At 66.2% G+C, this 22,993-nt stretch carries 21 protein-coding genes; 11 read left to right on the top strand and 10 right to left on the bottom strand.

What is annotated here, in order from left to right; genetic code table 11:
* Positions 1 to 4: 4 nt before the first annotated feature.
* Positions 5 to 853 (bottom strand): MBL fold metallo-hydrolase, encoded by an 849-nt coding sequence (locus WI560_RS25610; RefSeq protein ID WP_375305410.1) that lies wholly within the window; start codon positions 851 to 853, stop codon positions 5 to 7.
* 94 nt (positions 854 to 947) lie between these two features.
* Positions 948 to 2,111: an acyltransferase family protein gene (locus tag WI560_RS25605; RefSeq protein WP_375305409.1), complete on the bottom strand. Its 1,164-nt coding sequence runs from the start codon at positions 2,109 to 2,111 to the stop codon at positions 948 to 950.
* Positions 2,112 to 2,387: 276 nt separating this feature from the next.
* On the opposite strand from WI560_RS25605, the gene WI560_RS25600 reads away from it, so the two are divergent.
* Positions 2,388 to 3,245, top strand: a complete 858-nt coding sequence (locus tag WI560_RS25600; RefSeq protein WP_375305408.1) for a winged helix-turn-helix domain-containing protein — start codon at positions 2,388 to 2,390, stop codon at positions 3,243 to 3,245.
* Between the two features lie 10 nt (positions 3,246 to 3,255).
* Here the strand turns inward: WI560_RS25600 and WI560_RS25595 are convergent, their stop codons facing one another.
* From WI560_RS25595 to WI560_RS25585, 3 genes are all read right to left on the bottom strand, one after another.
* Complete coding sequence (locus WI560_RS25595; RefSeq protein WP_375305407.1) at positions 3,256 to 3,966, bottom strand: transglycosylase SLT domain-containing protein; 711 nt, start codon at positions 3,964 to 3,966, stop codon at positions 3,256 to 3,258.
* Positions 3,967 to 4,065: 99 nt separating this feature from the next.
* Entirely contained in the window at positions 4,066 to 5,202 is a 1,137-nt protein-coding gene (locus tag WI560_RS25590; protein ID WP_375305406.1) for an alpha/beta hydrolase family protein, read from the bottom strand.
* A 1,093-nt stretch (positions 5,203 to 6,295) separates the two neighbouring features.
* Entirely contained in the window at positions 6,296 to 6,499 is a 204-nt protein-coding gene (locus WI560_RS25585) for a hypothetical protein (RefSeq protein WP_155253332.1), read from the bottom strand.
* 128 nt (positions 6,500 to 6,627) lie between these two features.
* Here WI560_RS25585 and pgm point away from each other — a divergent pair, with 128 nt between their 5' ends.
* From pgm to WI560_RS25565, 4 genes are all read left to right on the top strand, one after another.
* The gene (gene pgm, locus WI560_RS25580) at positions 6,628 to 8,274 is read left to right on the top strand and encodes a phosphoglucomutase (alpha-D-glucose-1,6-bisphosphate-dependent) (RefSeq protein ID WP_375305405.1); all 1,647 of its coding nucleotides are present in this window, start codon (positions 6,628 to 6,630) and stop codon (positions 8,272 to 8,274) included.
* A 257-nt stretch (positions 8,275 to 8,531) separates the two neighbouring features.
* Positions 8,532 to 9,581: an aromatic ring-hydroxylating dioxygenase subunit alpha gene (locus tag WI560_RS25575; RefSeq protein WP_257195652.1), complete on the top strand. Its 1,050-nt coding sequence runs from the start codon at positions 8,532 to 8,534 to the stop codon at positions 9,579 to 9,581.
* A 3-nt stretch (positions 9,582 to 9,584) separates the two neighbouring features.
* On the top strand, positions 9,585 to 10,337 hold the full coding sequence (locus tag WI560_RS25570) for a GntR family transcriptional regulator (RefSeq protein ID WP_375305404.1): 753 nt from the start codon (positions 9,585 to 9,587) through the stop codon (positions 10,335 to 10,337).
* An 11-nt stretch (positions 10,338 to 10,348) separates the two neighbouring features.
* Positions 10,349 to 11,329 (top strand): PDR/VanB family oxidoreductase, encoded by a 981-nt coding sequence (locus WI560_RS25565; RefSeq protein WP_375305403.1) that lies wholly within the window; start codon positions 10,349 to 10,351, stop codon positions 11,327 to 11,329.
* Between the two features lie 145 nt (positions 11,330 to 11,474).
* On the opposite strand, the gene WI560_RS25560 is transcribed toward WI560_RS25565, so the two are convergent.
* A complete protein-coding gene (locus WI560_RS25560; RefSeq protein ID WP_375305402.1) occupies positions 11,475 to 13,436 on the bottom strand; it encodes a putative bifunctional diguanylate cyclase/phosphodiesterase in 1,962 nt (653 codons plus the stop codon).
* A gap of 279 nt (positions 13,437 to 13,715) precedes the next feature.
* On the opposite strand from WI560_RS25560, the gene WI560_RS25555 reads away from it, so the two are divergent.
* The gene (locus tag WI560_RS25555) at positions 13,716 to 14,660 is read left to right on the top strand and encodes a hypothetical protein (protein WP_375305401.1); all 945 of its coding nucleotides are present in this window, start codon (positions 13,716 to 13,718) and stop codon (positions 14,658 to 14,660) included.
* A 19-nt stretch (positions 14,661 to 14,679) separates the two neighbouring features.
* Here WI560_RS25555 and WI560_RS25550 read toward each other — a convergent pair whose 3' ends face one another.
* Entirely contained in the window at positions 14,680 to 15,045 is a 366-nt protein-coding gene (locus tag WI560_RS25550; RefSeq protein WP_375305400.1) for a nuclear transport factor 2 family protein, read from the bottom strand.
* A gap of 101 nt (positions 15,046 to 15,146) precedes the next feature.
* Between WI560_RS25550 and WI560_RS25545 the strand changes: the two genes are divergently transcribed.
* Genes WI560_RS25545 through hemC form a run of 3 tightly spaced genes read left to right on the top strand, consistent with a single transcriptional unit; the run spans position 15,147 to position 18,422 of the window.
* Entirely contained in the window at positions 15,147 to 15,737 is a 591-nt protein-coding gene (locus WI560_RS25545; RefSeq protein WP_375305399.1) for a TetR/AcrR family transcriptional regulator, read from the top strand.
* Between the two features lie 52 nt (positions 15,738 to 15,789).
* Positions 15,790 to 17,415, top strand: coding sequence for a GMC family oxidoreductase (locus WI560_RS25540; protein ID WP_375305398.1), 1,626 nt, complete (start codon positions 15,790 to 15,792; stop codon positions 17,413 to 17,415).
* A 26-nt stretch (positions 17,416 to 17,441) separates the two neighbouring features.
* Entirely contained in the window at positions 17,442 to 18,422 is a 981-nt protein-coding gene (hemC, locus tag WI560_RS25535; RefSeq protein WP_375305397.1) for a hydroxymethylbilane synthase, read from the top strand.
* A 124-nt stretch (positions 18,423 to 18,546) separates the two neighbouring features.
* Here hemC and hemE read toward each other — a convergent pair whose 3' ends face one another.
* A complete protein-coding gene (gene hemE, locus WI560_RS25530) occupies positions 18,547 to 19,581 on the bottom strand; it encodes a uroporphyrinogen decarboxylase (protein ID WP_375305396.1) in 1,035 nt (344 codons plus the stop codon).
* A 102-nt stretch (positions 19,582 to 19,683) separates the two neighbouring features.
* Here hemE and WI560_RS25525 point away from each other — a divergent pair, with 102 nt between their 5' ends.
* The gene (locus WI560_RS25525; protein WP_257176207.1) at positions 19,684 to 19,899 is read left to right on the top strand and encodes a hypothetical protein; all 216 of its coding nucleotides are present in this window, start codon (positions 19,684 to 19,686) and stop codon (positions 19,897 to 19,899) included.
* Between the two features lie 176 nt (positions 19,900 to 20,075).
* Positions 20,076 to 21,980 carry a diguanylate cyclase gene (locus tag WI560_RS25520; protein WP_375305395.1) on the top strand — a complete coding sequence of 635 codons (1,905 nt, stop codon included), beginning with the start codon at positions 20,076 to 20,078 and terminating at the stop codon, positions 21,978 to 21,980.
* 5 nt (positions 21,981 to 21,985) lie between these two features.
* Here WI560_RS25520 and WI560_RS25515 read toward each other — a convergent pair whose 3' ends face one another.
* Both WI560_RS25515 and WI560_RS25510 read right to left on the bottom strand, forming a co-directional pair.
* Positions 21,986 to 22,204 carry a SlyX family protein gene (locus tag WI560_RS25515; protein ID WP_257176205.1) on the bottom strand — a complete coding sequence of 73 codons (219 nt, stop codon included), beginning with the start codon at positions 22,202 to 22,204 and terminating at the stop codon, positions 21,986 to 21,988.
* Positions 22,194 to 22,961, bottom strand: coding sequence for a rhodanese-related sulfurtransferase (locus tag WI560_RS25510; protein ID WP_375305394.1), 768 nt, complete (start codon positions 22,959 to 22,961; stop codon positions 22,194 to 22,196). Before WI560_RS25510 ends, WI560_RS25515 begins: the two co-directional genes overlap by 11 nt.
* Positions 22,962 to 22,993 lie beyond the last annotated feature (32 nt).

The following is a 22,993-nucleotide window of genomic DNA, read 5'->3' as shown; positions in this document are numbered from 1 at the left end:
GCGCTCAGACTTCGATCCGCGTGAGATCCTCGCCGAGCACCACGGGGCCCGCATAGTCCCGCCTGACATCGTCGAGCAGCGCGTTCAGCATGACGTCGTCGGTGCGCGGCCGGTGATGAGTCAGCGCGAGCTTCTTGACGCCGGCCTTGGCCGCGACCTTGCCGACGGTGTCGCCGCAGGCGATCGTGAACTTCGCAAGGCGGCGAAGGTGCTCGTTGTTGATCTCCGGCGTCGCGAGGAAGCAGCACTGGACGAGCAAGTCGGCCCCCTGTGCCAGCCGCTCGAGTCCGGGGCAGGGGACCGTGTCGCCGGAAATTGCAATGACCTTGCCCTCCGCTTCGAAGCGGTAGCCGAGACACATCCATCGCGCCAGGAAGGCCGGCTGCATGTCGAGACCATCGCCGTGCGAGACCAGCTCGGCGCTGATCTTCCAGCGTCCGGTGTCGAGAACGGGACCCGGTATGATGTCCGTCGCGACGACGGGCTTCCAGCCGCCAAGGGTCGGCTCGCCCTGATCTCGCCAGGCGATGTCCTTGTCGTAGACCTGCGTGACCAGCGTGTTGACGAGCCGCTCGGTATCCGGCGGTCCGTAGACGCGCAAGGCGTCCTTGCGTCCGTGCATCCATGAATTCAGCATCACATCGTAGAGGTCGCCGATGTGGTCGAAGTGATGGTGCGTGAGAAAGACCGTGTTGACCGCGCCGAGTGGAATGCCGGCCTTGCTGAGCTGCAGCACGACGCCGCGGCCAGCATCGAACAGGATATTCTCGTCACCGAGCCTGATCAGCGTGGTCGTCGCCATGCGGCGCGGGTCCGGCCGCGGGCCGCCGGTGCCGAGCAGTATGACCTCCATGGGTGCCCACTCCAGCGTGAAGATGCTTCAAAGTAGATACGAAGGCGGTCATGAAGCAAGCCGCACCGGGCCGGCAGGGACGGGCGGTGGCCGTTCAGCTCATGCCGGCCGCAGTGGCGGCGATGGTCGGCCGGAGGCTCGAGCGGCCCGATCCCGCCATTGTCAGGCGATGCGCCAGGTCCTGCGCGCGCCGTTCGACCAGATGCCATGTCGCGCGTGCCACGAGATAGCTCAGCGCGGCGGTGACGACATAGGCGACGAGCAGCGAGATCAGCCCGTCCGCAAGCGGCCAGATCTGACGCAGGCCGTAGATCACCGCGAAGTGCGACAGGTACATCGAATAGGAGTTGCGGCCGAGCGCTTCGAGCGGCTGGAAGCGGACGGCAAGCTTGATGCAACCCGTCACCAGCGCGCCGAGCACGAGATTGATCATGAGATAGTTGAACTCATGCGAGCCGGTGGCGCGGTCGGCGACGAAGGACAGCGCGATGAAGACGGCGAAGATTACGGCGTCGGATCTGGTGAAGCCGTCGCGCAGCGAGAAGAACAGCGCGCATCCGATCAGGAACACCGGAAGCTGGTTCAGGAAGCTGAGATGCAGCGTGGTCCAGACGAACCCCTCGTGGCCGGGACCGTAATAGGCCGCGAACAGCGCGAACGCCCACGGCTTGAACAGGCAGACATTGACGAGATGCAGCACCATCGCCAGCGCAAGATAAAGACGACGGCGCGACCCGAACGCGGTGATCAGAAGCGGGAAGACCAGATAGAAGGTCATCTCCGCCGCGATCGACCAGTCGCCGGGCACCACGCTGTTGACGCTGTCCGGCCAGAAGCCGTGCAGGAACGTCGCGGTCAGGATCACCTGAACCGGCCCGATGCCGCCGGGCGCATTGTCACTCGGTCCGGTGCCGTTGATGGCGAGGTAGATCGGGATCGCGAGCCAGAACAGCGGCGCGATGCGAAGGAAGCGCCGGATGTAGAACTTGCGGGTCGGATCGGCCTCGCCGCTGCGCTGCGTCCACATCAGGCACATCGTCATGGCGCTGACGAGGTAGAACACGTTGACGCCGGTCCAGCCGCACATGAAAGCGAAATCGACGGCACGGATGTTCGACGGAAATGCCTGCGAGACGTGGATGGCCATCACGCCGGCGATGGCGAGGCCGCGCAACAGGTCGAGCGTGTGCGAACGGGCGAATGGCCGGGTGCCGAGTTCGGTTCGGCCGGCAGCCAATCGGGTCTGCTCCTGCATCATGCCTGCTCCGTGGTTCTCATTGTGCAGGCCGGACCATAGAGGGGCAGGCTGGCTTTCCGAAGCCGAAGGCAGTCTTTACGTTAACCTGCGGTCGGGTCCTGAGGCGAAGGCGGGATCGATCGCTGCCGGCGAGGCACCGGCGGTCCTGCGCATTGATGCCCCGGATGAGAAGTGTGGGCCAATTCATACTTAATGCATCAAGACCATGGCCAATATTGTTTGCGCGCCGTAACGCGCCTAATATTGCGGCGGCTAGTTTCGGGGCTCGAACAGGTCGTGAATGTCCGTTCACATGACAGCGCGTTGCGCGGCGGCTTGAATCTCCAAGGCGGGCCGCAGGCCATCCAAGCCGGGCCACAGGCCATCAAAGCCGGGCCGCAGGCAGACAGGACACCCAAGACCGTGGTTGATTCCGCAATTCGGGAACTGCGCCCCGCCGGCCGCGAGCGGCTGATCGTCGTCGAGGATGATCCGGTGACGCGGACCATGCTGGTCGGCTATTTCAGCGACAACAATTTCGACGTGGTCGGGGCCGGCTCCTGCGCGGAATGCCGCCAGGCGCTGCGCGGGCGCACCGATCTCATCTTCCTCGACGTGCAGCTGCCCGACGGCGACGGCTTCGAGCTCGCCAAGGAGATCCAGGCGACCAGCAACGCCGGCATCATCTTCGTGACGCGCCGCGACACCGACGTCGATCGCATCCTCGGCCTGGAGATCGCCGGCGACCATTACGTCACCAAGCCGATCAATCTGCGCGATCTGCTCGCGCGCGCCCGCAGCGTGCTGCGGCGGCGCTCGCTCGACCGCAAGGCGGCGCGCAACCACAATTCGATCGCTTTCGGCGACTGGATCATCGACCTGACCCGGCGCGAATTGCTCGGCGGCGACGGCAAGCCGGTGTCGCTGACCCGCGCGGAATTCGATCTGCTCGCGGCGCTGGTCGGCGCCGACGGACGGCCGCTCAGCCGCGACTATCTGATCGAGGTCGTCAGCAACCGCCAGGCCGAGGTCGACATCCGCACGGTCGACGCGCTGGTGGCGCGGCTGCGCCGCAAGCTGGTCGGCAGCGGCACGCCCGTGATCGCGACCGTCACCGGCGTCGGCTACAAGCTCGCGCTCAGCGAGCGGCTGTAGGGCATCGTTTTCAACGCGCTGCGACGCGCTTCCACTTTGCCTCGATGCGAGCCTTGATCTTGCTGACCTTGGCCTCGTGGGCCGCCCAATAGGCGCGGCTGGCGGCCGCGGTGCCTTGTCGATAACGGGCATAGACGGCTTTGGGCTGCACCGGCATTTTCGGGCGGCTCGCCGGCTTTGCCGGAGCTTCAGCCGCCGCCGCGATCGGGGGCGCCGGATCCGGAACAGCCGTCGCTTCGGCACCGCCCAAGGTCGAATTCATGGCGGCAAGGCGGTTGCGGGCCCGGTTGCAATAGACCTGCGACCGCGGCGTCATCGCTTCCTCGCCATGGCCTGCATGGTATTTCATGAGGGCGCGGCAGATCTCCCCGCCGGCCAGACGCCAGGCCTGGCTGAGATAAAGCACGCCGTAATGGATGTTGATGTCGGGTTCGGCAAGTTCCGCCGCGCTGCCCCGGAAGCCCAGCATGGCGGCCGTGTCGGGCCGCACCTGCATCAGGCCGATCTCGCCGGCGCTGCCGATGACGGCCGAATTGTAGCCGCTTTCGACGAAGACGACCGCTTCGACAATGTCGGCCGGCAAATTGGTGCTCGCGGTTTCTCTCTCGATGATCTTCCGGATCAGGGCCCGGGATGACGGCGTCTCGCCTGCGCCGAGCTCCGTGTTGCCGTCTGCGGCGTGCGCGCAGAGCGGGGCCGACAGCAGCAGGACGGCCGCCACGGTTCGCCACGCCGCGCAAAGATGTAAGCCTGCCCGATCCCACCGCATCGCTCCGTCATAGAGCGCCGGAGTTAACAAACCGGCTCTCGCGCGCGGCGATCAGCGCGCGCGGGCGCTCTGATCGGTGGGGGGCGTTTGCGACGGGCCGGCCAGGCGGTCGTCGATCGCATAGAGCGTGCAGATGGGCGACCATTTCAGGCAGGCGGCCAGCGAGTCGCGCTGGGCCTCGCCGGCCGTGCTGCGTCCCGCGCGCCAGCCGTAACCGCCGTTCGGCGATACCGCGAAAGCCTTGTGCGGCAGCATGCTGGCGAGATAGCGCGCGAACTCGGCCCGCGCGGCCTCGTCGAGCTGGCGCGGCGGCGGCAGGGAATCGGGCGGGCCTAGGATGTCGCGACTGAGGAGGCCGCGCTCGCGCAGGAAGACGTCGACATAGGGCGCCCATTGCGGACGTCCCGCCACCGAATAGAGATAGTGGCCTTCGTCGCCGTAGGCCGGCGCCGCGATGAATGTCGCGTTGCCGCCGCCGGCGCGAAATCCGTCATGGAGACGGCGCGCGAGCTCGGGGCCGAAGTAGGAATCGTTCGCCGCATAGACCCAGAGCGTCGGCACGCGCGAGGTCTTGCCGAAACCCGTGAAGGCCTGCACCAGCCCGCTCGGATTGCAGACGTCGTCGTCGTCGCGCGAGCCGCGGCCGCCGGCGAAGTTGATCGCGGCGACGAGACCGGGCGGGGCCTGCGCGGTGAGCGCGATCGTTGCCAGCCCGCCGGCGGAATGGCCGGCCGCGATCATGCCCGACGTCGTCACGTCGGCCCGGCGCGCCATCGCATCGATCGCGGCGCGCAGATCGGCAACCGCGACCGCGGCTGCGGGCAAATAAGCGGCCTTCGCGCAACCGCCGACGCTGTCGATGCGTCCGCCGGGCGAGGTGCCGTAGCCGCGCCGCATCACGACCAGCGCGGCAAAGCCGCGCCGGGCATATTCCAGCGCGATGCCATAATATCTGTGGGCCGACATCGTCGCGCGGTCCTCGAAGCTGCGCGGCGAGCCGTGGCTCAGCAGCGCCAGCGGATAGCGCTTCGCTCCCGCCGGGCGGACCAGAAAGGCCTCGAGCCCCTGCGGCCCCGCCTGCGCCATCGGAATGCGCAGGTCCTCGATGTAGAATTCGGCGGCGCGCACCGGTGCCACCGCCGCGACGAGGCCGGCGATCAGCAGAAGCAGCTTGCGCGTAAGAGCCATGGGACGATTCGACCGGCCTCGATGGCGGCAAGCATAACATGATCTCCTTACTCGACCGTGAGCCCGCAGCGAACCACGGTGATCCCCGGGGGATGAGGGCAGGGCAATCGCGTGGCAGCGATCTCGCCTGTGGCCATCCTTCGAGACGCCTGCCGTTGGCGGGCCCTCAGGATGAGGCTGCGGGTGCGCGGCACCAGTTTCAACGAGCACCAATGCTGCTTAGCCTCATCCTGAGGAGCTTGCGTAGCAAGCGTCTCGAAGGACGAGGCGCGCGCTCAGGTCTCGCAGGGCGCCACATGCGATTGGCCTGTGTCGCTCTCTGTCAACCCATCTCCACAAAAATATTCCACTTTACCGAAATTCGGTTTTGACGTATGTGTCGCCCATCCCGGCTCATCCAGGAGGGGCGATCTCGAGGTCGTCTTGATCGCGAGCCGGGCTTGCGGTGGACGCGGCAGCGTCGGCACGAGATGGGGCGGGCAGGGCGGGTAGTCCCTGTGAGCCCGACACCCGCGTGCAGACGAACGGCGCTGCTAGGCTTCGTCTCGCTCGTAAGTTTCCGGCTTCGTCGACAGGGCTGGAAATACTGCGGCGAAAGGGCGGGCCGTGCGTACGGCAAAACCGTGTGGTCCTGGCCGTCGTTGCTACGGTCAAGCCGGATCGAAGATGTGCGCGAGCCCAACCGGGCGGACGGCATCGTCAATTCGAACGGCGAGGGAGGCCAGAAGGAAAGTTCGGCTCCCGGGAGAGCACGGCATAAGCCGTCCGACCACCGCGCAGGGAAGGCCGAGTGATCGGCACCACCTGTATGCTGCTGTGCGGTTTGTCCTGCGTGTGCATTTTCGCGCAGCGGACCGCGGGTGCGTTGTCAGCACCCGGCCTTCCCTGCGCCCTCCTGGATTTGAGGGCGGAGTGATCATGCAAAGCTCGGGCGAATTCAGCCGCGAGGCTGCGAAGGCGTGTCTATGAGTCAAACTGCGTGTCACAAGCTCGATCTCGTAGGGTGGGCAAAGGCGCTCTTGCGCCGTGCCCACGATCGCTCTCGACCGCGAAAGATACCTGGGCACGCGCCGCTTTGCCCACCCCTACGGCACTAGCGCCTGGTGGATGCGCCGAAGCTGTCCGTGGTGTCGCTACGGAGCTCCCGCTCGAACCGGCGCCTTACCTTGGCGAGGTCATGATCCACGGCTGCGTTGCGCAGCGTCGGGTTGAGTTCGACGCCCGTTCGCTCGACGTATCTGGGAGACGATAGCGCCAAGGAACTGGCGAGCAGTACGGCCGTTGCGAGAATGGTCATGTCCCAATTCATGGACCCAAATGCGGCCATTTGTTGCCGGCGTCGGCCGATGGCTTTTGAGTTGGCGTGTGCAAGCCCAATGCTATGGTGCGGCAGGGCCTCAATTTGACAAGGACGAGGATATTCCAGTGGCTGATGTTCATCCCGCGGCGGGCAAGCAGGCTTCGCCGGACGCGCTCACCAATATTCCGCGGCTGGTGACGGCCTATTTCGCCGGCAAGCCCGATGTCGCGGATCCCGCGCAGCGCGTGGCGTTCGGCACCTCCGGCCATCGCGGCACCTCGTTCAAGAACACGTTCAACGAAGGCCATATCCTCGCGACCACGCAGGCGATCTGCGACCATCGAAAGGAAAAGGGGCTGACCGGCCCGCTCTTCATCGGCATCGACACCCACGCCCTGGCCGAGCCGGCGCTGGTCAGTGCCGTCGAGGTGTTCGCCGCCAACGGCGTCGACGTCATGATCGACAAGGACGGCGGCTACACGCCGACGCCGGTGATCTCGCGCGCGATCCTCGCCTACAACAAGGGCCGCACTGACGGCCTGGCCGACGGCGTCGTCATCACGCCCTCGCACAACCCGCCGGACGATGGCGGCTACAAATACAATCCGCCGCATGGCGGCCCGGCCGACACCGATGTCACGGGCGTGGTCGAGAAGCGCGCCAATGCCTACCTCGCCGACGCTCTCAAGGGCGTCAAGCGCATGGACTATGCCATGGCGCTGAAATCATCGAACGTCCACCCGACCGACTTCGTCACGCCCTATGTCGCAGCTCTCGGCGAGGTCGTCGATCTCGAGCTCGTCAAATCCGCCGGCATCAACATCGGCATCGACCCGCTCGGCGGCGCCGCCGTGCGTTATTGGCATCCGATCATCGAGCGCTACGGCCTGAAGGCCACCGTGGTGAACGAGGCGATCGATCCGACCTTCCGCTTCATGACGGTGGACTGGGACGGCAAGATCCGCATGGACTGTTCCTCGCCCTACGCCATGGCGAGCCTGATCGCGATGCGCGACCGCTTCGACGTCGCCTTTGCCAACGACACCGATGCCGACCGCCACGGCATCGTGACGCGATCCGGCGGCCTGATGAACCCGAACCATTATCTGGCGACCGCGATCTCCTATCTGTTCGCGCATCGGCCGAACTGGGGCAAGGACGCCGCGATCGGCAAGACCGTGGTGTCGAGCTCGATCATCGATCGCGTCGCCAAGAAGCTCGGCCGCAAGCTGGTCGAGACGCCGGTCGGCTTCAAATGGTTCGTCGACGGCCTGCTCACCGGCGGCTTCGGCTTCGGCGGCGAGGAGAGTGCGGGGGCCTCGTTCCTGCGCCGCGACGGCGGGGTGTGGACCACCGACAAGGACGGCATCATCCTCGGCCTGCTCGCCGCCGAGATCATGGCCAGGACCGGCCGCGATCCGAGCCAGCTGTTTGGCGACCTCACCGCCGAGTTCGGCGTGCCGCATTACGCCCGCATCGACGTCGCGGCGACAGGGCCGCAGAAGACCATCCTGAAGTCGGTCACGCCCGAGCAGCTCGGTCTGAAGAATCTCGCCGGCGATCCGGTCCGTGCCACCTTGAGCAAGGCCCCCGGCAACGGCCAGCCCTTCGGCGGCATCAAGGTCGAGACCGATTTCGGGTGGTTCGCGGCAAGGCCGTCGGGGACAGAGGACGTCTACAAGATCTACGCGGAGAGCTTCCGCAGCACCGAACACCTGAAGCGGATTCAGGAAGAGGCGCAGGCGGGTCTGGCGAAGGTATTCGCGGCGTAAAAGATTCACGAGAGGTCGTCATGCCCGGGCTTGTCCCGGGCATCACGTTCTTCGTGCCGGACGACAAGAGCGTGGATGGCCGGGACAGGCCCGGCCATGACGGCGCCCGAGGCGCTACCCACTGGCGACCATCCGAAGACGATGCTGTATACATACAATGACAAGTAGGTAATATCGTAGAGTTATTTCGACCTTGAACAATCTCAATCCCCCGCTATTGTATACATAACGCATACAACGCCGTGGGAGTGAGACCGATGACAAAGCCCTTCCCGATGAACGCCTGGTACGCTGCCGCCTGGGATGCCGAGGTGAAGCCGGCGCTGTTGCCGCGGACGATCTGCGGCAAGCATGTCGTGATGTATCGCAAGGCCGACGGTTCGGTCGCCGCGCTGGAGGACGCCTGCTGGCATCGCCTGGTGCCGCTGTCCAAGGGCCGGCTCGAAGGCGACACCGTGGTCTGCGGCTATCACGGCCTGAAATTCAATGCGCAGGGCCGCTGCACCTTCATGCCCTCGCAGGAGACCATCAATCCGTCGGCCTGCGTGCGCTCCTATCCCGTGGTCGAGCGCCACCGCTACATCTGGCTCTGGATGGGCGATCCCGCGCTGGCCGATCCCGCGCTCGTCCCCGACCTGCACTGGAACCACGATCCGGCCTGGGCCGGCGACGGCAAGACCATCCACGTCAAATGCGACTACCGCCTCGTGCTCGACAATCTCATGGATCTCACCCACGAGACCTTCGTGCACGGTTCCTCGATCGGCAACGAAGCGGTCGCCGAGGCGCCGTTCGACGTCACCCATGGCGAGAAGACCGTCACGGTGACGCGCTGGATGCGGAACATCGAGCCGCCGCCGTTCTGGGCCAAGCAGCTCGGCAAGCCCGGCCTCGTCGACCGCTGGCAGATCATCCGTTTCGAGGCGCCGTGCACCATCGCGATCGATGTCGGCGTGGCGCCAACGGGCACCGGCGCGCCGGAAGGCGACCGCTCGCAGGGCGTCAACGGCTTCGTGCTCAACACCATCACGCCGGAGACCGAGAAGACCTGCCACTATTTCTGGGCCTTCGTGCGCAACTACCAGCTCGGTGAGCAGCGCATCACGTCCGAGATCCGCGAGGGCGTCTCCGGCATCTTCCGCGAGGACGAATTGATCCTCGAAGCGCAGCAGCGCGCCATGGACGAGAATCCGGACCGCATCTTCTACAACCTCAACATCGACGCCGGCGCGATGTGGTCGCGCAAGCTGATCGACAAGATGGTGGCGAAGGAAAGCGCGCCGCAGCGCCTTCAGGCCGCGGAGTAGGTCATGGCTGAGCGTGAGGTCGACCGCTCCGTCTCGCAGACCGTGAAGGCGCAGCTCGCGCTGCGCGACCAGATCCTGTCCGGCGCCTTGCGGCCGGGCGAGCGCATCTCCGAGCTGCAGGCGGTGGAGACCACCGGCGCCTCGCGCACGCCGGTGCGCATGGCGCTGGTGCGGCTGGAGGAGGAGGGCCTCCTGGAGGCGATTCCCTCCGGCGGCTTCATGGTGAAGGCGTTCTCCGAGCGCGACATCTCCGATTCCATCGAGCTGCGCGGCACGCTCGAAGGCCTCGCCGCGCGCTTTGCGGCCGAGCGCGGCGTCTCCGCGCGCGAACTCGAGCCGCTGAAGGAGTGCCTGGCCGCGATCGACGAATTGCTGCGCCAGGTGCCGATCTCGATCGAGGCGTTCTCGTCCTATGTCACGCTGAACGCGCGCTTCCACGCGCTGCTCACCGAATTGTCGCGCAGCCCGCCCGTGATCCGCCAGATCGACCGCGCCTCGGCGCTGCCGTTCGCATCTCCCAGCGGCTTCGTGATGGCGCAGTCGGCGCTGCCGGAGGCGCAGCAGATCCTGATCATCGCCCAGGATCACCACCGCGTCGTGATCGACGCGATCGAGAACCGCGAAGGCGCGCGCGCCGAAGCGATCATGCGCGAGCACGCACGGCTCGCGGTGCGCAATTTGCGCCTTGCGCTGCGCAACCGGACCCATCTGGACCTGTTGCCGGCGCTGGCGCTGATCAAGTCCGCAACCGACTGAGGGCCGCCACCATGCGCTTCATCGAAACCTGGACTCCGGCAACGCTCGTCTCGACGCGCGATCTCGCCCCCGGCATCCGCGAATTCCTGATCCGGCCCGATCAGTATGACGGTGTCGCCTATCCGGTCGGCAGCCACATCAATATCAGCGTGACCATCGACGGCCTCCCGGAGACGCGATCCTATTCGCTGGTCGGCGAGGCCTCGCCGCACGGCTTCAGGATCGCGGTGCGCCGCGCCGACGATTCCCGCGGCGGCTCGCGCTACATGTGGCAGCTCAAGCCGGGCGCGCGGCTCGACATCACCCAGCCGGCCTCGCTCCTTGCGGTGGACTGGTCCCGCCAAAGCTATTGCCTGATTGCCGGCGGTATCGGCATCACGCCGATCCTCGGTGCCGCGCAGGCGCTGGTGCGGCGCGGGGCCGACGTCAAATTGCATTATGCGGTGCGCTCGCGGCCAGAGGCGGCCTATCTCGACGATCTCGCTGCGCTGCTCGGCGATCGCCTGGTCGTTCATGCCGGCGACGAAGGCAAGCGGCTCGATATCGATGCGCTGTTCGACTCGCTCCCCAAGGGCGCGCTCGCGCTTTTCTGCGGCCCGATGCGCATGCTCGACGCTGCGCGCCATGCCTGGATCGGAGCCGGCCATGCGCTGCCCGACCTGCGCTACGAGACTTTCGGCTCCAGCGGCACGCTGCCGACCGAGGCGTTCCGGGTGCGCTTGAAGGGCTCGAACGTCGAGCTGGAAATCCCGCGCGAGCGCTCGATGCTTGACGTGCTCAACGCCAGCGGCCACGACGTGATGTATGACTGCAAGCGCGGCGAATGCGGCCTGTGCGCCATCGACGTGGTCGATGTCGACGGCGAGATCGACCATCGCGACGTCTTCTTCAGCGACCACCAGAAAGAGAGCAACCAGAAGATCTGCGCCTGCGTCTCCCGCGCGCGGGGGACCATCACCGTGGACACGCTGCTGCGGGCGGACGCGATCTAGTTGGACAGCCGCCATTGAACGAGGTCGTCATGCCCGGGCTTGTCCCGGGCATCCACGTTCTTGGATGCCGTTAAGGACGATCGTGGATGGCCGGGACAAGCCTGGCCATGACGTTGTGGACGCGTCGAAATCCACAATGACAAGCTCAAGCCGCGAACGTCGACCGGAGGTTCCTCGTCTCCAGCAGCGCCAGCACGCCGTCCGCCGACACCGGGCGGCTGATCAGGTAGCCCTGAATCTCGTCGCAACCGATCTGCCTGAGATATTCCAGCTGGTCAGCGGTCTCGACGCCTTCGGCCACCACGCCGATGTCGAGGTCGCGGGCAAGGCCGATCACCGATTTCACGATCGCGGCGCAGTCGGGCTGCACCAGCATGTCGCGGATGAAGGACTGGTCGACCTTGATACGGCTGAACGGCAGCTTGCGCAGATAGGTGAGGGAGGAGAACCCCGTCCCGAAATCGTCCAGCGCCACGGTGACGCCGAGCTGCAGCAGCGCGTTCAGGACCGGCTCGGCCAAGCCGTATTTCGACAGCAGCATCGATTCCGTGATCTCGATCTCGAGCCGGTGCGGGGCGATCCGCGCCTCGCGGAGCGCCTGCACGATGATCTGGAGGATGCCGGCGTTGTGAAACTGCGCCGCGGAGAAGTTCACGGCGACCCTGATCTCGTCAGGCCATTTGGCGACCGTCGCGCAGGCGCGGCGGACGACCCATTCGCCGATCTCGTGGATCAGCCCGGTCTCCTCCGCGATCGGGATGAATTCGCTCGGCGGCACCAATCCGCGCTCGGGATGCTGCCAGCGCAGCAGCGCCTCGAAGCCGGTGATCCGGCCTTGGTCGAGGTCGAGGAACGGCTGGAACACGAGGAACAGCTCGTTGCGCGCGATCGCGCCCTCGAGGTCCGATTGCAGCGCCTTGCGATCGCGCGACACCTTGTCGTCGCTGGCCTCGAAGAAGCGGATAGTGCCGGGGCCCGCCTTCTTCGCGCGGTAGAGCGCCGTATCGGCATTCTTCATGATGTCGAGCGGCGCGCTGCCGTCGCGTGGCGCCAGCACGATGCCGACGCTGGTGGCGCCCACGATCTGGCGGCCCTCGATGCGGAACGGCTCGTCGAAGGCCGCGACGAAGCGCTCGGCGATCTCGAGGGCATCTTCCGGGCGCGCCAGATTGGCCATCACCAGCGCGAACTCGTCGCCGCCGATGCGCGCGACATGCTCGGCGGCGCGTGTGCAGCGTTGCAGGCGGCTTGCGACCTGGACCAGGAATTCGTCGCCGGCGGGATGGCCGAGCTGGTCGTTGACCTCCTTGAAGCGATCGAGATCGAGCAGCAGCACTGCAAACTCCTCGCCGGACAGCGTCAGCCGCTTCAGTGCAGCCTCGAGCGTCTCGTTGAAGGCGACGCGGTTAGGCAGGTGGGTCAGGGGATCCAGCCGCACCGTGCGCTCCGCCTCGATCTGCTGCGCGACGCGCCGCGCGAACGAGAACGAACTGACGAACACGCCGCGCAACAGCACGCTGCCGTAGACCACGACGAGGAAGGCGATCAGGACAAAGGCCAGATCGCCGCTCCTGCCGAGGCAAATGGCGATCCCGACGAAGATCGGGGCCGTGAAGGCGATGGCTGCGATCGGGACAGTGGCGAAGGCGAGCGCGCCGCCGGCCAGCATGCCCGAGCACAGGCAGGTGATGACGAGCTGGCCGCCGGTCGAGGCGTCGGCGAAGAAGGCCGCGGGGACGATGCCCCAGGCGGCGCCGAGGACGAAGGCATTTCGCACCAGGCGGTGCATGGCGCGGCGCGAGACGAATTGCGGTTTGGTGATGCGGCGCGCGGTGCGGGATTGCAGGCCGAATGCGATCGCCGCGCCGGCGACGGCGGCGCCCCAGATCAGCGCGGAGATCCGGTCCGGCGACGACCACAGCGCGATGGCGAGCACGATGGCGTTGCAGGCATTGGCCAGCATGATGCCGACGGAATAGCCGAGCACAAGCGACATCTGCTCGGCACGGATATGGCCGGCCACGGCTTCGTCCGTCACGGGACCGCCGAACGCCGACAGATCGCCGGCAAACAGCCGCGCGAAATAGGTGGTCAGTTGAGTCCGCATTCCAGAGCCTGCATGCGCCGTTGGTCCGGCTCGGTGCGGAGAATTCGCTGCAAACCTTTGACGAACTATGAATTATCCTTGGCCGCGGGGCTCGCGCCGCCCACTTCTGCGTGTTCGTGCCAAGTATCGATAACAAATCGATACAAATGCGGGATGGCTTGCCGCGCCCTCGGCCTTGGGTGACGTTGTGCTCGACCGCGTGATAGGATTGGTGGACCGACCAGGCTTCGGTGCGCCGCGTCGGCAACGGATATTTTTGCGATCCCGAGGGCCCTGTTCATGAGCGAGCCTTCAGCCGACGTTTCGGCAACCGTCGAATACACGATGGACAAATGGCGGATGGACCGCCTTCCCTGGGCGATGTGGGCTTGCGTCGCCGGCCTTGCGATCGCGCTTCACGCCGAAAGCCGCGGCCAGAGCGGAGCGGCCTTGGCCGTCGTCTATCTGGCTCTCCTGGGGCTGGCGTTCGCAGGCTTTGCACTGACGACCCTGATCGGGCGGTCCGGGCTGCCATTGCTTCTGGAATTGTTGATCGGCGTCCTTGTCCTGAGCATCGTCGCCGGCGTGATCGGTGTGATCAGCGTGTTGGTCGGCGGGCCAAGCGGACGCTCCAGTTATGGCGGCGTCGTGCCCAGTCTCTATTGGAGCCGTCTCGTGAATCCATCGCTGAATGTCTTCGGCTGGATGCTGCTCTATCTGGGCTTGGGATGGATTGTGTTTTCAGCTTACCGGCACCTCTACGCCGACCAGGCGGTCGTCTCCATGTCCGCCGCCGGCATCCGGTTTCACAGGCCCTGGCTCAAGGGTCTCTTCATTCCCTGGCACGAGGTGCGCGGGGTGGGCCATCTCGTCGTTCCCGGCATCTCGGGGGTGCCGTACGTCAGTCCATACGCTGCGGCCGTCACGGTCGGTCAGGAGTTCTATGAGCAGCATATCGCCCCGAAGCGCAGCTTCTTCGCGCCGCCCGGGTCTGAAGCCATGTTCCAGCCGAAAGGTGAGATGATGCAGGTGGTGCTTAGCGGCGGCGACATGACGGTCAAGCCGGAAGATTTTCTCGGGCCTGCCGAGGCGCGATGGAAAGCATTCCGGGATCAACCGGGGTCGTTATCCCGGAACGGCGGCACCATCGTCTATGGACGGTGGTCGATCAACGGCTCCGCGTGGCAGGCCGTCGGGTTTCTTGCGCCTCTCATCGGCATGGCCGTGGTTATGCTGTATCGATAGTGGCAATTTCCGCAAACACTCAGCGTCCGAGCTGTTTCGGATCGTAGAAGAAGCGCTCCTCGAGGATCTCGTTGCCGCGCCAGGTCTGCCACGCGATCTCCTCCAGCGTCCGCGTCACGCCGTCGGCGTTGGTGAAGGAGAATTTCCAGCGGCTGGCGACAATGTCGCCATCGATCAGGCTCGGGCCGATGCGCACGGCAGTGACGGCCTTGAACGCCGCCAGCACGCCACGCTCCTTGTCCGCGAGCTTGTCGCGCCCGACCACCGGCGCGGCGAGATTCTCGTACGTCGCGGCGTTCGGCGTGTAGTAGTCGAGGATCGCTCCGACGAAGTCGCCGTCCTCCAGCCTCTTTGCGAACGCCTCGACAATCTCACGGCTCGGCATGATGCACCTCCGGGACATAAACCGACTGTTAGTCGGTAAATACCGACCGGTGGTCGAAAAGTCAACTGGCGGCCGGCGGATGATTGGACTAGACGAGACCCATGGCGAAGCAGGCGGAGCGACGGGCGGCGACATCGGAGGCGATCCTGACGGCGGCCCGCCGCCTGTTCGGGACGCAAGGCTTTGCCGCCACCACCATGGACGAGATCGCGGAGGGGGCCCGCGTCGCCAAGGGCGCGGTCTATCATCACTTCAAGACCAAGGAGGCGGTGTTCGAGGCCGTGTTCGACCAGGTTTCGCGCGACCTCGTCGTCGAGATCGACGGAGCTGCGCGCGCGGAGAAAGACGTGCTGGCCGCGATGGTCGCCGGCACCCAGCATTACTTCGCCGCGACCGCGGACGGCCCGACCGGCCAGATCATCTTGCGCGACGGGCCCGCGGTGCTCGGCTGGGAGCGCTGGCGCGAGATCGACGCAAAACACTTTGGCGGCAAGCTGCCGCGCGCGCTGGCGGCGGCGATGGAGGCCGGTCTGATCGCAAAGCAGCCGGTCGAGCCCCTGGCGCGGCTGCTGCTCGGCGCCGTCACGGAGGCTGCGGTCGCCTGCGCCGGGCGCGATGACATCGCAAGGGCGGGCGCGGAATATGCCCGTGCGTTCAAGTCGCTGGTCGAGGCGCTGCGCGTCAAGGCATGATCGTGCTAGTGACGAACCGGAACGCCCGCTCCAACAAGAAGAACCGCAGCGCATGAACGCAACTTCCTCCCTCACGCCGTCCGATCCAGAGTTCGATTACATCATCGTCGGCGCCGGCTCTGCCGGCTGCGTGCTGGCCAACAGGCTGTCGGCGAACGGCAAGCACACAGTGCTGCTGCTCGAAGCCGGGCCAAAGGATTCCAACATCTGGATCCACGTGCCGCTCGGCTACGGCAAGCTGTTCAAGGAGAAGAGCGTCAACTGGATGTACCAGACCGAGCCGGAGCCCGAGCTGAAGGGCCGCCAGGTGTTCCAGCCGCGTGGCAAGACGCTGGGCGGCTCGAGCTCGATCAACGGCCTGCTTTATGTCCGCGGCCAGCACGAGGATTACGATCGCTGGCGCCAGCTCGGCAATACCGGCTGGGGCTATGACGACGTGCTGCCCTATTTCAAGAAGGCCGAGAACCAGTCGCGCGGTGCCGATCAGTATCACGGCACGGGCGGACCGCTGCCGGTCTCCAACATGGTCGTCACCGACCCGCTGTCAAAGGCCTTCATCGACGCCGCGGTCGAGAGCGGCCTGCCCTACAACCCCGACTTCAACGGCGCCACGCAGGAGGGCGTCGGCCTGTTCCAGACCACGACCCGCAACGGCCGCCGCGCCTCGACCTCGGTGGCCTATCTCGGCCCGGCCAAGGCACGCGGCAATCTCAAGATCGAAACGAACGCGCTCGGCCACCGCGTGCTGTTCGAGGGCCGCCGCGCCGTCGGCGTCGAATATCGGCAAGGCGTGCAAATGCGGCGGGTCCGCGCGCGAAGAGAGATCGTGCTGTCGAGCGGCGCCTACAACTCGCCGCAGCTGCTTCAGCTCTCCGGCGTCGGTCCCGCCGATCTCCTGCGCAAGCACGGCATTGACGTCGTGTTGGATGCGCCGGGCGTCGGTCACGACTTGCAGGACCACATGCAGGTCCGCATCGTGATGCGCTGCTCGCAGAAGATCACGCTGAACGACACCGTCAATCATCCGCTCCGCCGCACCATGGCCGGGGCGCGTTATGCGCTGTTCCGGAAGGGATGGCTGACGATTGCCGCCGGCACCGCGGGCGCGTTCTTCAAGACCAGCCCGCGGCTCGCCTCGCCCGACATCCAGGTGCACTTCCTGCCGTTCTCGACCGACAAGATGGGCGAGAAGCTGCACGATTTCTCCGGCTTCACCGCTTCAGTGTGCCAGCTCCGCCCCGAGAGTCGCGGTTCACTGCGCATCAGAAGCGCCGACCCGACCGTGCCGCCGGAAATCCGCATCAACTACATGTCGACCGAGACCGACCGCACTACCAACGTCGAAGGCATCAAGATCTTGCGCAAGATCCTGAACGCTCCGGCCCTGAAGCCGTTCGTGGTCAGCGAGTACGATCCCGGGGCGAAGGTAGCTACGGATGCCGAAATATTGGATTATTGCCGCGAGCGCGGCAGCACCATCTACCATCCTACCTCGACCTGTCGTATGGGCAACGACCCGCTCGCAGTGGTGGATCAGCGGTTGAGGGTGAGGGGTCTCGAAGGCCTGCGGGTCGTCGACGGCTCCATCATGCCGGACCTCGTCTCCGGGAACACCAATGCGCCGATCATCATGATCGCCGAAAAGGCCTCCGACATGATATTGGAGGATGCGCGGTAACCCGCGCCTCTCGAAAGGACCAGGACTTGGCTACGCGACTGAAGATCGGCACCCGCAAGAGCGCAATGGCGCTGGCCCAGACGGAAGAGATCGCGCGCCGCCTGACCGCCGCCGTGCCCGGTCTCGATGTCGAGATCGTCAAGTTCGACACCACGGGCGATCTCGACCAGACCAGCAAGCTGCTGCCGCATGGCGGCAAGGGCGGCGCCTTCGTGGCGCAGATCCGGGCCGCCGTGCGGTCGGGCGAATTGCACGCGGCAATGCACTCGCTCAAGGACATGCCGGGCAACGAGGACACGCCCGGCCTCGTCATCGGCGCCACGCTGTCGCGCGATCCGCCGACCGACGCTCTGGTGCTGCGTGACGGCGTGACCTTGGCGGCGCTGCGCCAGTCCCGCGGCAACGGTTTCAAGCTCGGCACCAACGCGGTGCGCCGCGCCGCCTATGCACGGCGGCTGTTTCCGGAGGTCGAGGTGATCCACTTCCGCGGCGCCGCCGATACGCGCGTGCGCAAGCTCGACAACGGCGAGATGCAGCGGCTGCCGGGTGGCGGCGCCGTGGGGCCGGCCGATGCGTTGATCATGGCGCGGTCGGGCCTCGACCGCGTCGGCCTCGCCGGCCGCATCGCCTATGAATTCACCCCGGCTGAGATGCTGCCTGCGGCGGGGCAGGGCATCGTCGCCGTCGAATGCGCGGCGCAGGACTGGCAGACGCGACAAATCCTGTCATCGATCGACGATCCCGCCGCGCATGCCTGCGCCGACGCCGAGCGCGAAGTGCTGTGGGTGCTGAACGGTCATTGCAATTCGCCGGTGGCGGGCTTCTCGACCATCGCGGGCGATCGGATGTCGCTCACAGCGTCCGTGCTCGACCTTTCCGGCAACACCATCATCGAGGCTTCGCGCGAAGGCCCGGCCGACCGCCCCCGCGAGCTCGGGCGTGCGGTGGGCCTGGACCTGCTGACCAAGGGCGCCGCCGAGATCATCGAGCGCAGCCGGCCGCGCTGAACCTCATCGCGAAGCTCGTCATGCCCGGGCTCGTCCCGGGCATCCACGTTCTTCATGTCGCGTGGCAAGGCGTGGATGGCCGGGACGAGCCCGGCCATGACGATGCGGAGAGACCGCTCGCCGATCAGCCCCGCACGCGCTTGATCATCTGCTCGACATGGGCGATCGGCGTTTCCGGCTGGATGCCGTGGCCGAGATTGAAGATCAGGCGCCCTTGCGCGAAATTGGCCAGCACGTCGTCGATCGCGCGATCGAGCGCGGCGCCGCCCGCGATCAGCACCAGCGGATCGAGATTGCCCTGCACGGCGACCTTGCTCTGCACGTGGTCGCGGATGAAGGCCGGCTCCGCGGTCCAGTCCATGCTGACCGCATTGACGCCGGTCGCCTCGACATAAGCCGGCAGCAGCGCGCCGGCGCCGCGGGGGAAGCCGATGATCTTGGCATCCGGCGCCTTGGCCCGCACCCCCTCGACGATGCGCCGCGTCGGCTCGACCGACCAGCGCGCGAATTCGGCCGGCGGCAGCACGCCCGCCCAGGTGTCGAAGATCTGCAAGGCATTGGCGCCGGCTTCGAGCTGCGCCAGCAGGTATTGGACTGAGTTCTCGACCAGCACGTCGATGATTTCAGCGAACGCCTCCGGATGCCGGTAGGCCATCATCCGTGCCGGCGCCTGGTCGGGCGTGCCCTGGCCGGCGACCATGTAGGTCGCGACCGTCCACGGCGCGCCGCAGAAGCCGATCAGCGCGATCTTCGGGTCCAGCGCGCCGCGCACGAGCTTGAGCGCCTGGAACACCGGCTCGAGCTTGCCGAAGTCGGCGCGCGGCGAGAGGGTCGCGACCTTGGCGGGATCATCCAGCGGATCCAGCCGCGGGCCCTCGCCGACCTCGAACCGCACCGAGCGCCCGAGCGCGTAGGGGATGACGAGAATGTCCGAGAAGATGATCGCGGCGTCGAAGCCAAACCTGCGGATCGGCTGCAGCGTCACCTCGGCCGCAAGCTCCGGATTGAAGCAGAGGTCGAGGAAGCCGCCGGCCTTGGCGCGCACCTCGCGATATTCCGGCAGATAGCGGCCGGCCTGCCGCATCATCCACATGGGCGGGATGCTCTGGCGCTGGCCGGAGAGCACGTCGATGAAGGGCATTTTTGCAGATTGGGGCACGAATGGTCCTGAACAGGGTTATCGCTCCTGATACACCCTCGGCTCTCAGCGGAACAGGGGAACCAGCGCCGCAGCGCCGCGTTGATCCTGACGGAGGACATCATGGCTGAGACATTCAATCCCGCGCCGCCCGACAAGCACGCCGACGATCTGCACGAGGCGCTGGCCGCCGATCGGCAATCCAAGCTCGACGCCGGGCTGAAGGACAGCTTCCCGGCATCCGATCCCGTGAGCGCGGCACAGCCGACGCCCTCGAAGGCCGATGCCGAGGCCGACAGTCCCTCGCTCTGGGACAAGGTCAAGGCGATCTTCAGCTAGCGGGCGGAGGCGCACGCCGGATTCCGATAGGTTCGCTAATATCTTGTTAGCGATGCGCCGATTGCGGCGTCCGTAGGACTACCGGGAAACCGGCAGACGCTACGTATTGCCGTCGCGATTTCAGAGTTCACTAATAGAAGCGGCAGAGGCTCCGAGCATCGGAGAAATTCTGCCGCATGAGTGCTACGACCCAGCGAACTGGATGGAGCCACCTGCCGTTGCGCGCGGCGGCTTTCGTCGCGCTGACCGGCGCGGCCATCCTCGGCGTCAGCGGCTGGCGCGAATGGACCGCGCGCGATGCGGTGCTTAGGGGTGCCGAGACCGAAATGGCGAACGTCGCCCGGTCGCTGACCCAGCATGCCGAGGACAGCCTCGATCTCCTGGATTCCGGCGTTGTTGGCGTCGTCAGCCGGCTCGAGATGGACGGCACTGCGCCGGTCACGATCGCAAAGCTGCGCATCCTGTTGGAAGCGCGCAAGAAGGCCATCGAGCGCATTCACAGCCTCGCCATCATCGACGACCAGGGCAACTGGCTGACCTCGCCTGGGACGATCGGGTCAACGCTCAGCGATGACGGGTTCTTCCGCTATCATCGGCTCTCCCCGAAACGAGAGCCTCATGTCGGCCGTCCCGTAAAAAGCCTGCTGGACGGAGAATGGGTGGTCACGCTGTCGCGCCGCTTCAACAAGCCGGACGGCAGCTTCGGCGGCGTGGTGATCGCGACCATCAGCTCAAAGTATCTTTCGCATTTCTACGAGCAGTTCGAGATCGGCCGCAACAGCTCGGTGTCGCTCACGCATGGCGACGGCTTGATGATCGCGCGCAATCCCAGCAACGAGACGTTCGTCGGACGCAGCGTTTCCGACACGCCGTTCTTCCGCGACGCCAACCTGCAGCGGCCGAGCGGCGCCTACCATTTCAAGTCGCCGCTGGACGGTGCCGACCGCGTCAGCTTCTTCAAGCGCAGCAGCCGTTTCCCGCTGCTCCTCGTGGCCACGATCGACAAGGACGAGTTGCTGGCACCCTGGCGTGCCGCGGCAATCTCCCGCATGCTCTACGTCGTCGCGCTGGTGATGCTGATCGCGGTCATCGGCGCCGTGCTGGTGCGGCAGCTGCAGCGCGGCCAGCGCATGGCCGCGGCGCTGGTCGAGAAGGAGGCGCATTTCCGCCTGCTCGCCGAAGGCTCCAGCGACATGGTGACCCGCATCGGGCTCGACGAGCACTTGCGCTATGTCTCGCCCTCGTCCGTGCGCGTCGTCGGTTGGCGCCCCAATCAATTGATCGGCACGCCGGCGCTGGCGGGCATCAATCCGGAGGATCTGCCGGCGGTCCAGGCCGTCGTCGACGCCATGAAGCGTGGCGAGCGGGAGGAGGCGCGCCTCACCTACCGCAACTCGCACCGGCAGAACGGCGAAGTCTGGCTGGAATCGACCATGCGGGTGACGCGCAAGGACAATGGCCGCGTCGACGGCGTGGTCGCGATCTCCCGCGACATCTCCGAGCACAAGAAGCTGGAAACCAGGCTCGAAACGCTGGCGATCGAGGACAGCCTCACCGGCCTTGCCAACCGCCGCCGCTTCGACGAGCGGCTGAAGGAGGAATGGGCGCGCGCCTATCGCGACCGCTCCAGCCTCGCCTTGCTCATGATCGATGTCGATCATTTCAAGGCCTATAACGACGAATACGGCCACCCCGCAGGCGATGCCTGCCTGCGCCTGGTCGCAAAGATCATCGCGGCCGAGACGCAGCGCGCCGGCGATCTGGCGGCGCGCTATGGCGGCGAGGAATTTGCCATGCTGCTGCCGAACACCGATGCCGTCGGCTGCGCCCAGGTCGGCGAACGGATCCGCAAGGCCATTCACGACGCCGGCCTCGTTCATGACAGCAATCAGGCGGCCGGCTGCGTCACCGCCTCGGTCGGCGGCGCGACGTGCCGGCCCGCGCTGGAACGCACGGCGGGCGTGAGCTCGCTGGTCGAGGCGGCCGACCGCGCGCTCTATGCGGCCAAGGACGCAGGCCGCAACCGCCTGATGATGTCCGGCGAGCTCATGAATTTGATGCCCAAGGCGTCCGGCCAGTAGACGGCTCAATAATGCGGCGGCGGCTCGTTGGCAGGCCCAGGCGCATTGGCCTCGGCGTCCTGCAGCCGCTCGCCGAGCTCCGCGATCTTTCGCGTCAGCAGATCGATCTGCTTCCACTGCGCGGTGATGGTCTGGTTCAACGTCTCGATCGTGTCATCCTGATAGGCGAGCCGCGTCTCCAGCGTGTCGATGCGCTCGCTCAGAGTCCTGATCTCATTCGTCACGCGCTGCGTCCTTATTCCGTTCGCGCAAACCGTGGCCGAGCGCGACGCGCTCGTCGAACACAAAGCATTCGCCGCGCCATCGGCTCTGCGCCTCCGGCACCTCTTCCAGATATCGGAGGATGCCGCCCTTGAGGTGATAGACCTCGGCAAATCCGCGCGCGAGCAGGTGCGCGCTCGCCTTCTCGCAGCGGATGCCGCCGGTGCAGAACATCGCGATCTTCCGATGCTTTGCCGGATCGAGCCGCTCGGCGGCGAAATCCTTGAACTGGCCGAAGCTCCTGATGCCGGGATCGACCGCGCCCGCGAACGTTCCCATCGCCACCTCGAAGGCGTTGCGGGTGTCGAGCAGCAGCGTGTCGGGCGCGGAGATCAGCGCGTTCCATTCGCTTGCATCGACGTAGGTGCCGACCTGGCGGGTCGGATCGGCAGCGGCATCGCCAAGGGTGACGATCTCCTTCTTCAGCCGCACCTTGAGCCGCCCGAACGGCATCGCCCCGGCGGTCGAGAATTTCAATTCGAGATTGTCGAGCCAGCCGCCGAACAGGTCGCCGTGCGCCAGCTCATGCGCGAAGGCGTCGATCGCGGCCGGCGCGCCGGCGAGCGTGCCGTTGATGCCCTCCTGCGCCAGCAGCACGCTGCCCTTCAGCTCCAGGCCGGCACAGAACGCGCGCAGGGGCTCGCGCAGCTCGCGGTAATCCGGGAGGGCGGCGAACTGGTAGAAGGCTGCGACCTTGGTGACCGAATGCGGATCAGACATGGCGGCTCGTTTAGCAGGCGCCCGCCGCTCGG

Origin of the sequence: Bradyrhizobium sp. A11 (assembly GCF_042077125.1) — a bacterium.
In the GTDB taxonomy this organism is placed as follows: domain Bacteria; phylum Pseudomonadota; class Alphaproteobacteria; order Rhizobiales; family Xanthobacteraceae; genus Bradyrhizobium; species Bradyrhizobium japonicum_B.
The sequence above is the reverse complement of the archived record's forward strand: the minus strand, read 5'-3'. Positions and strand labels throughout refer to the sequence as shown.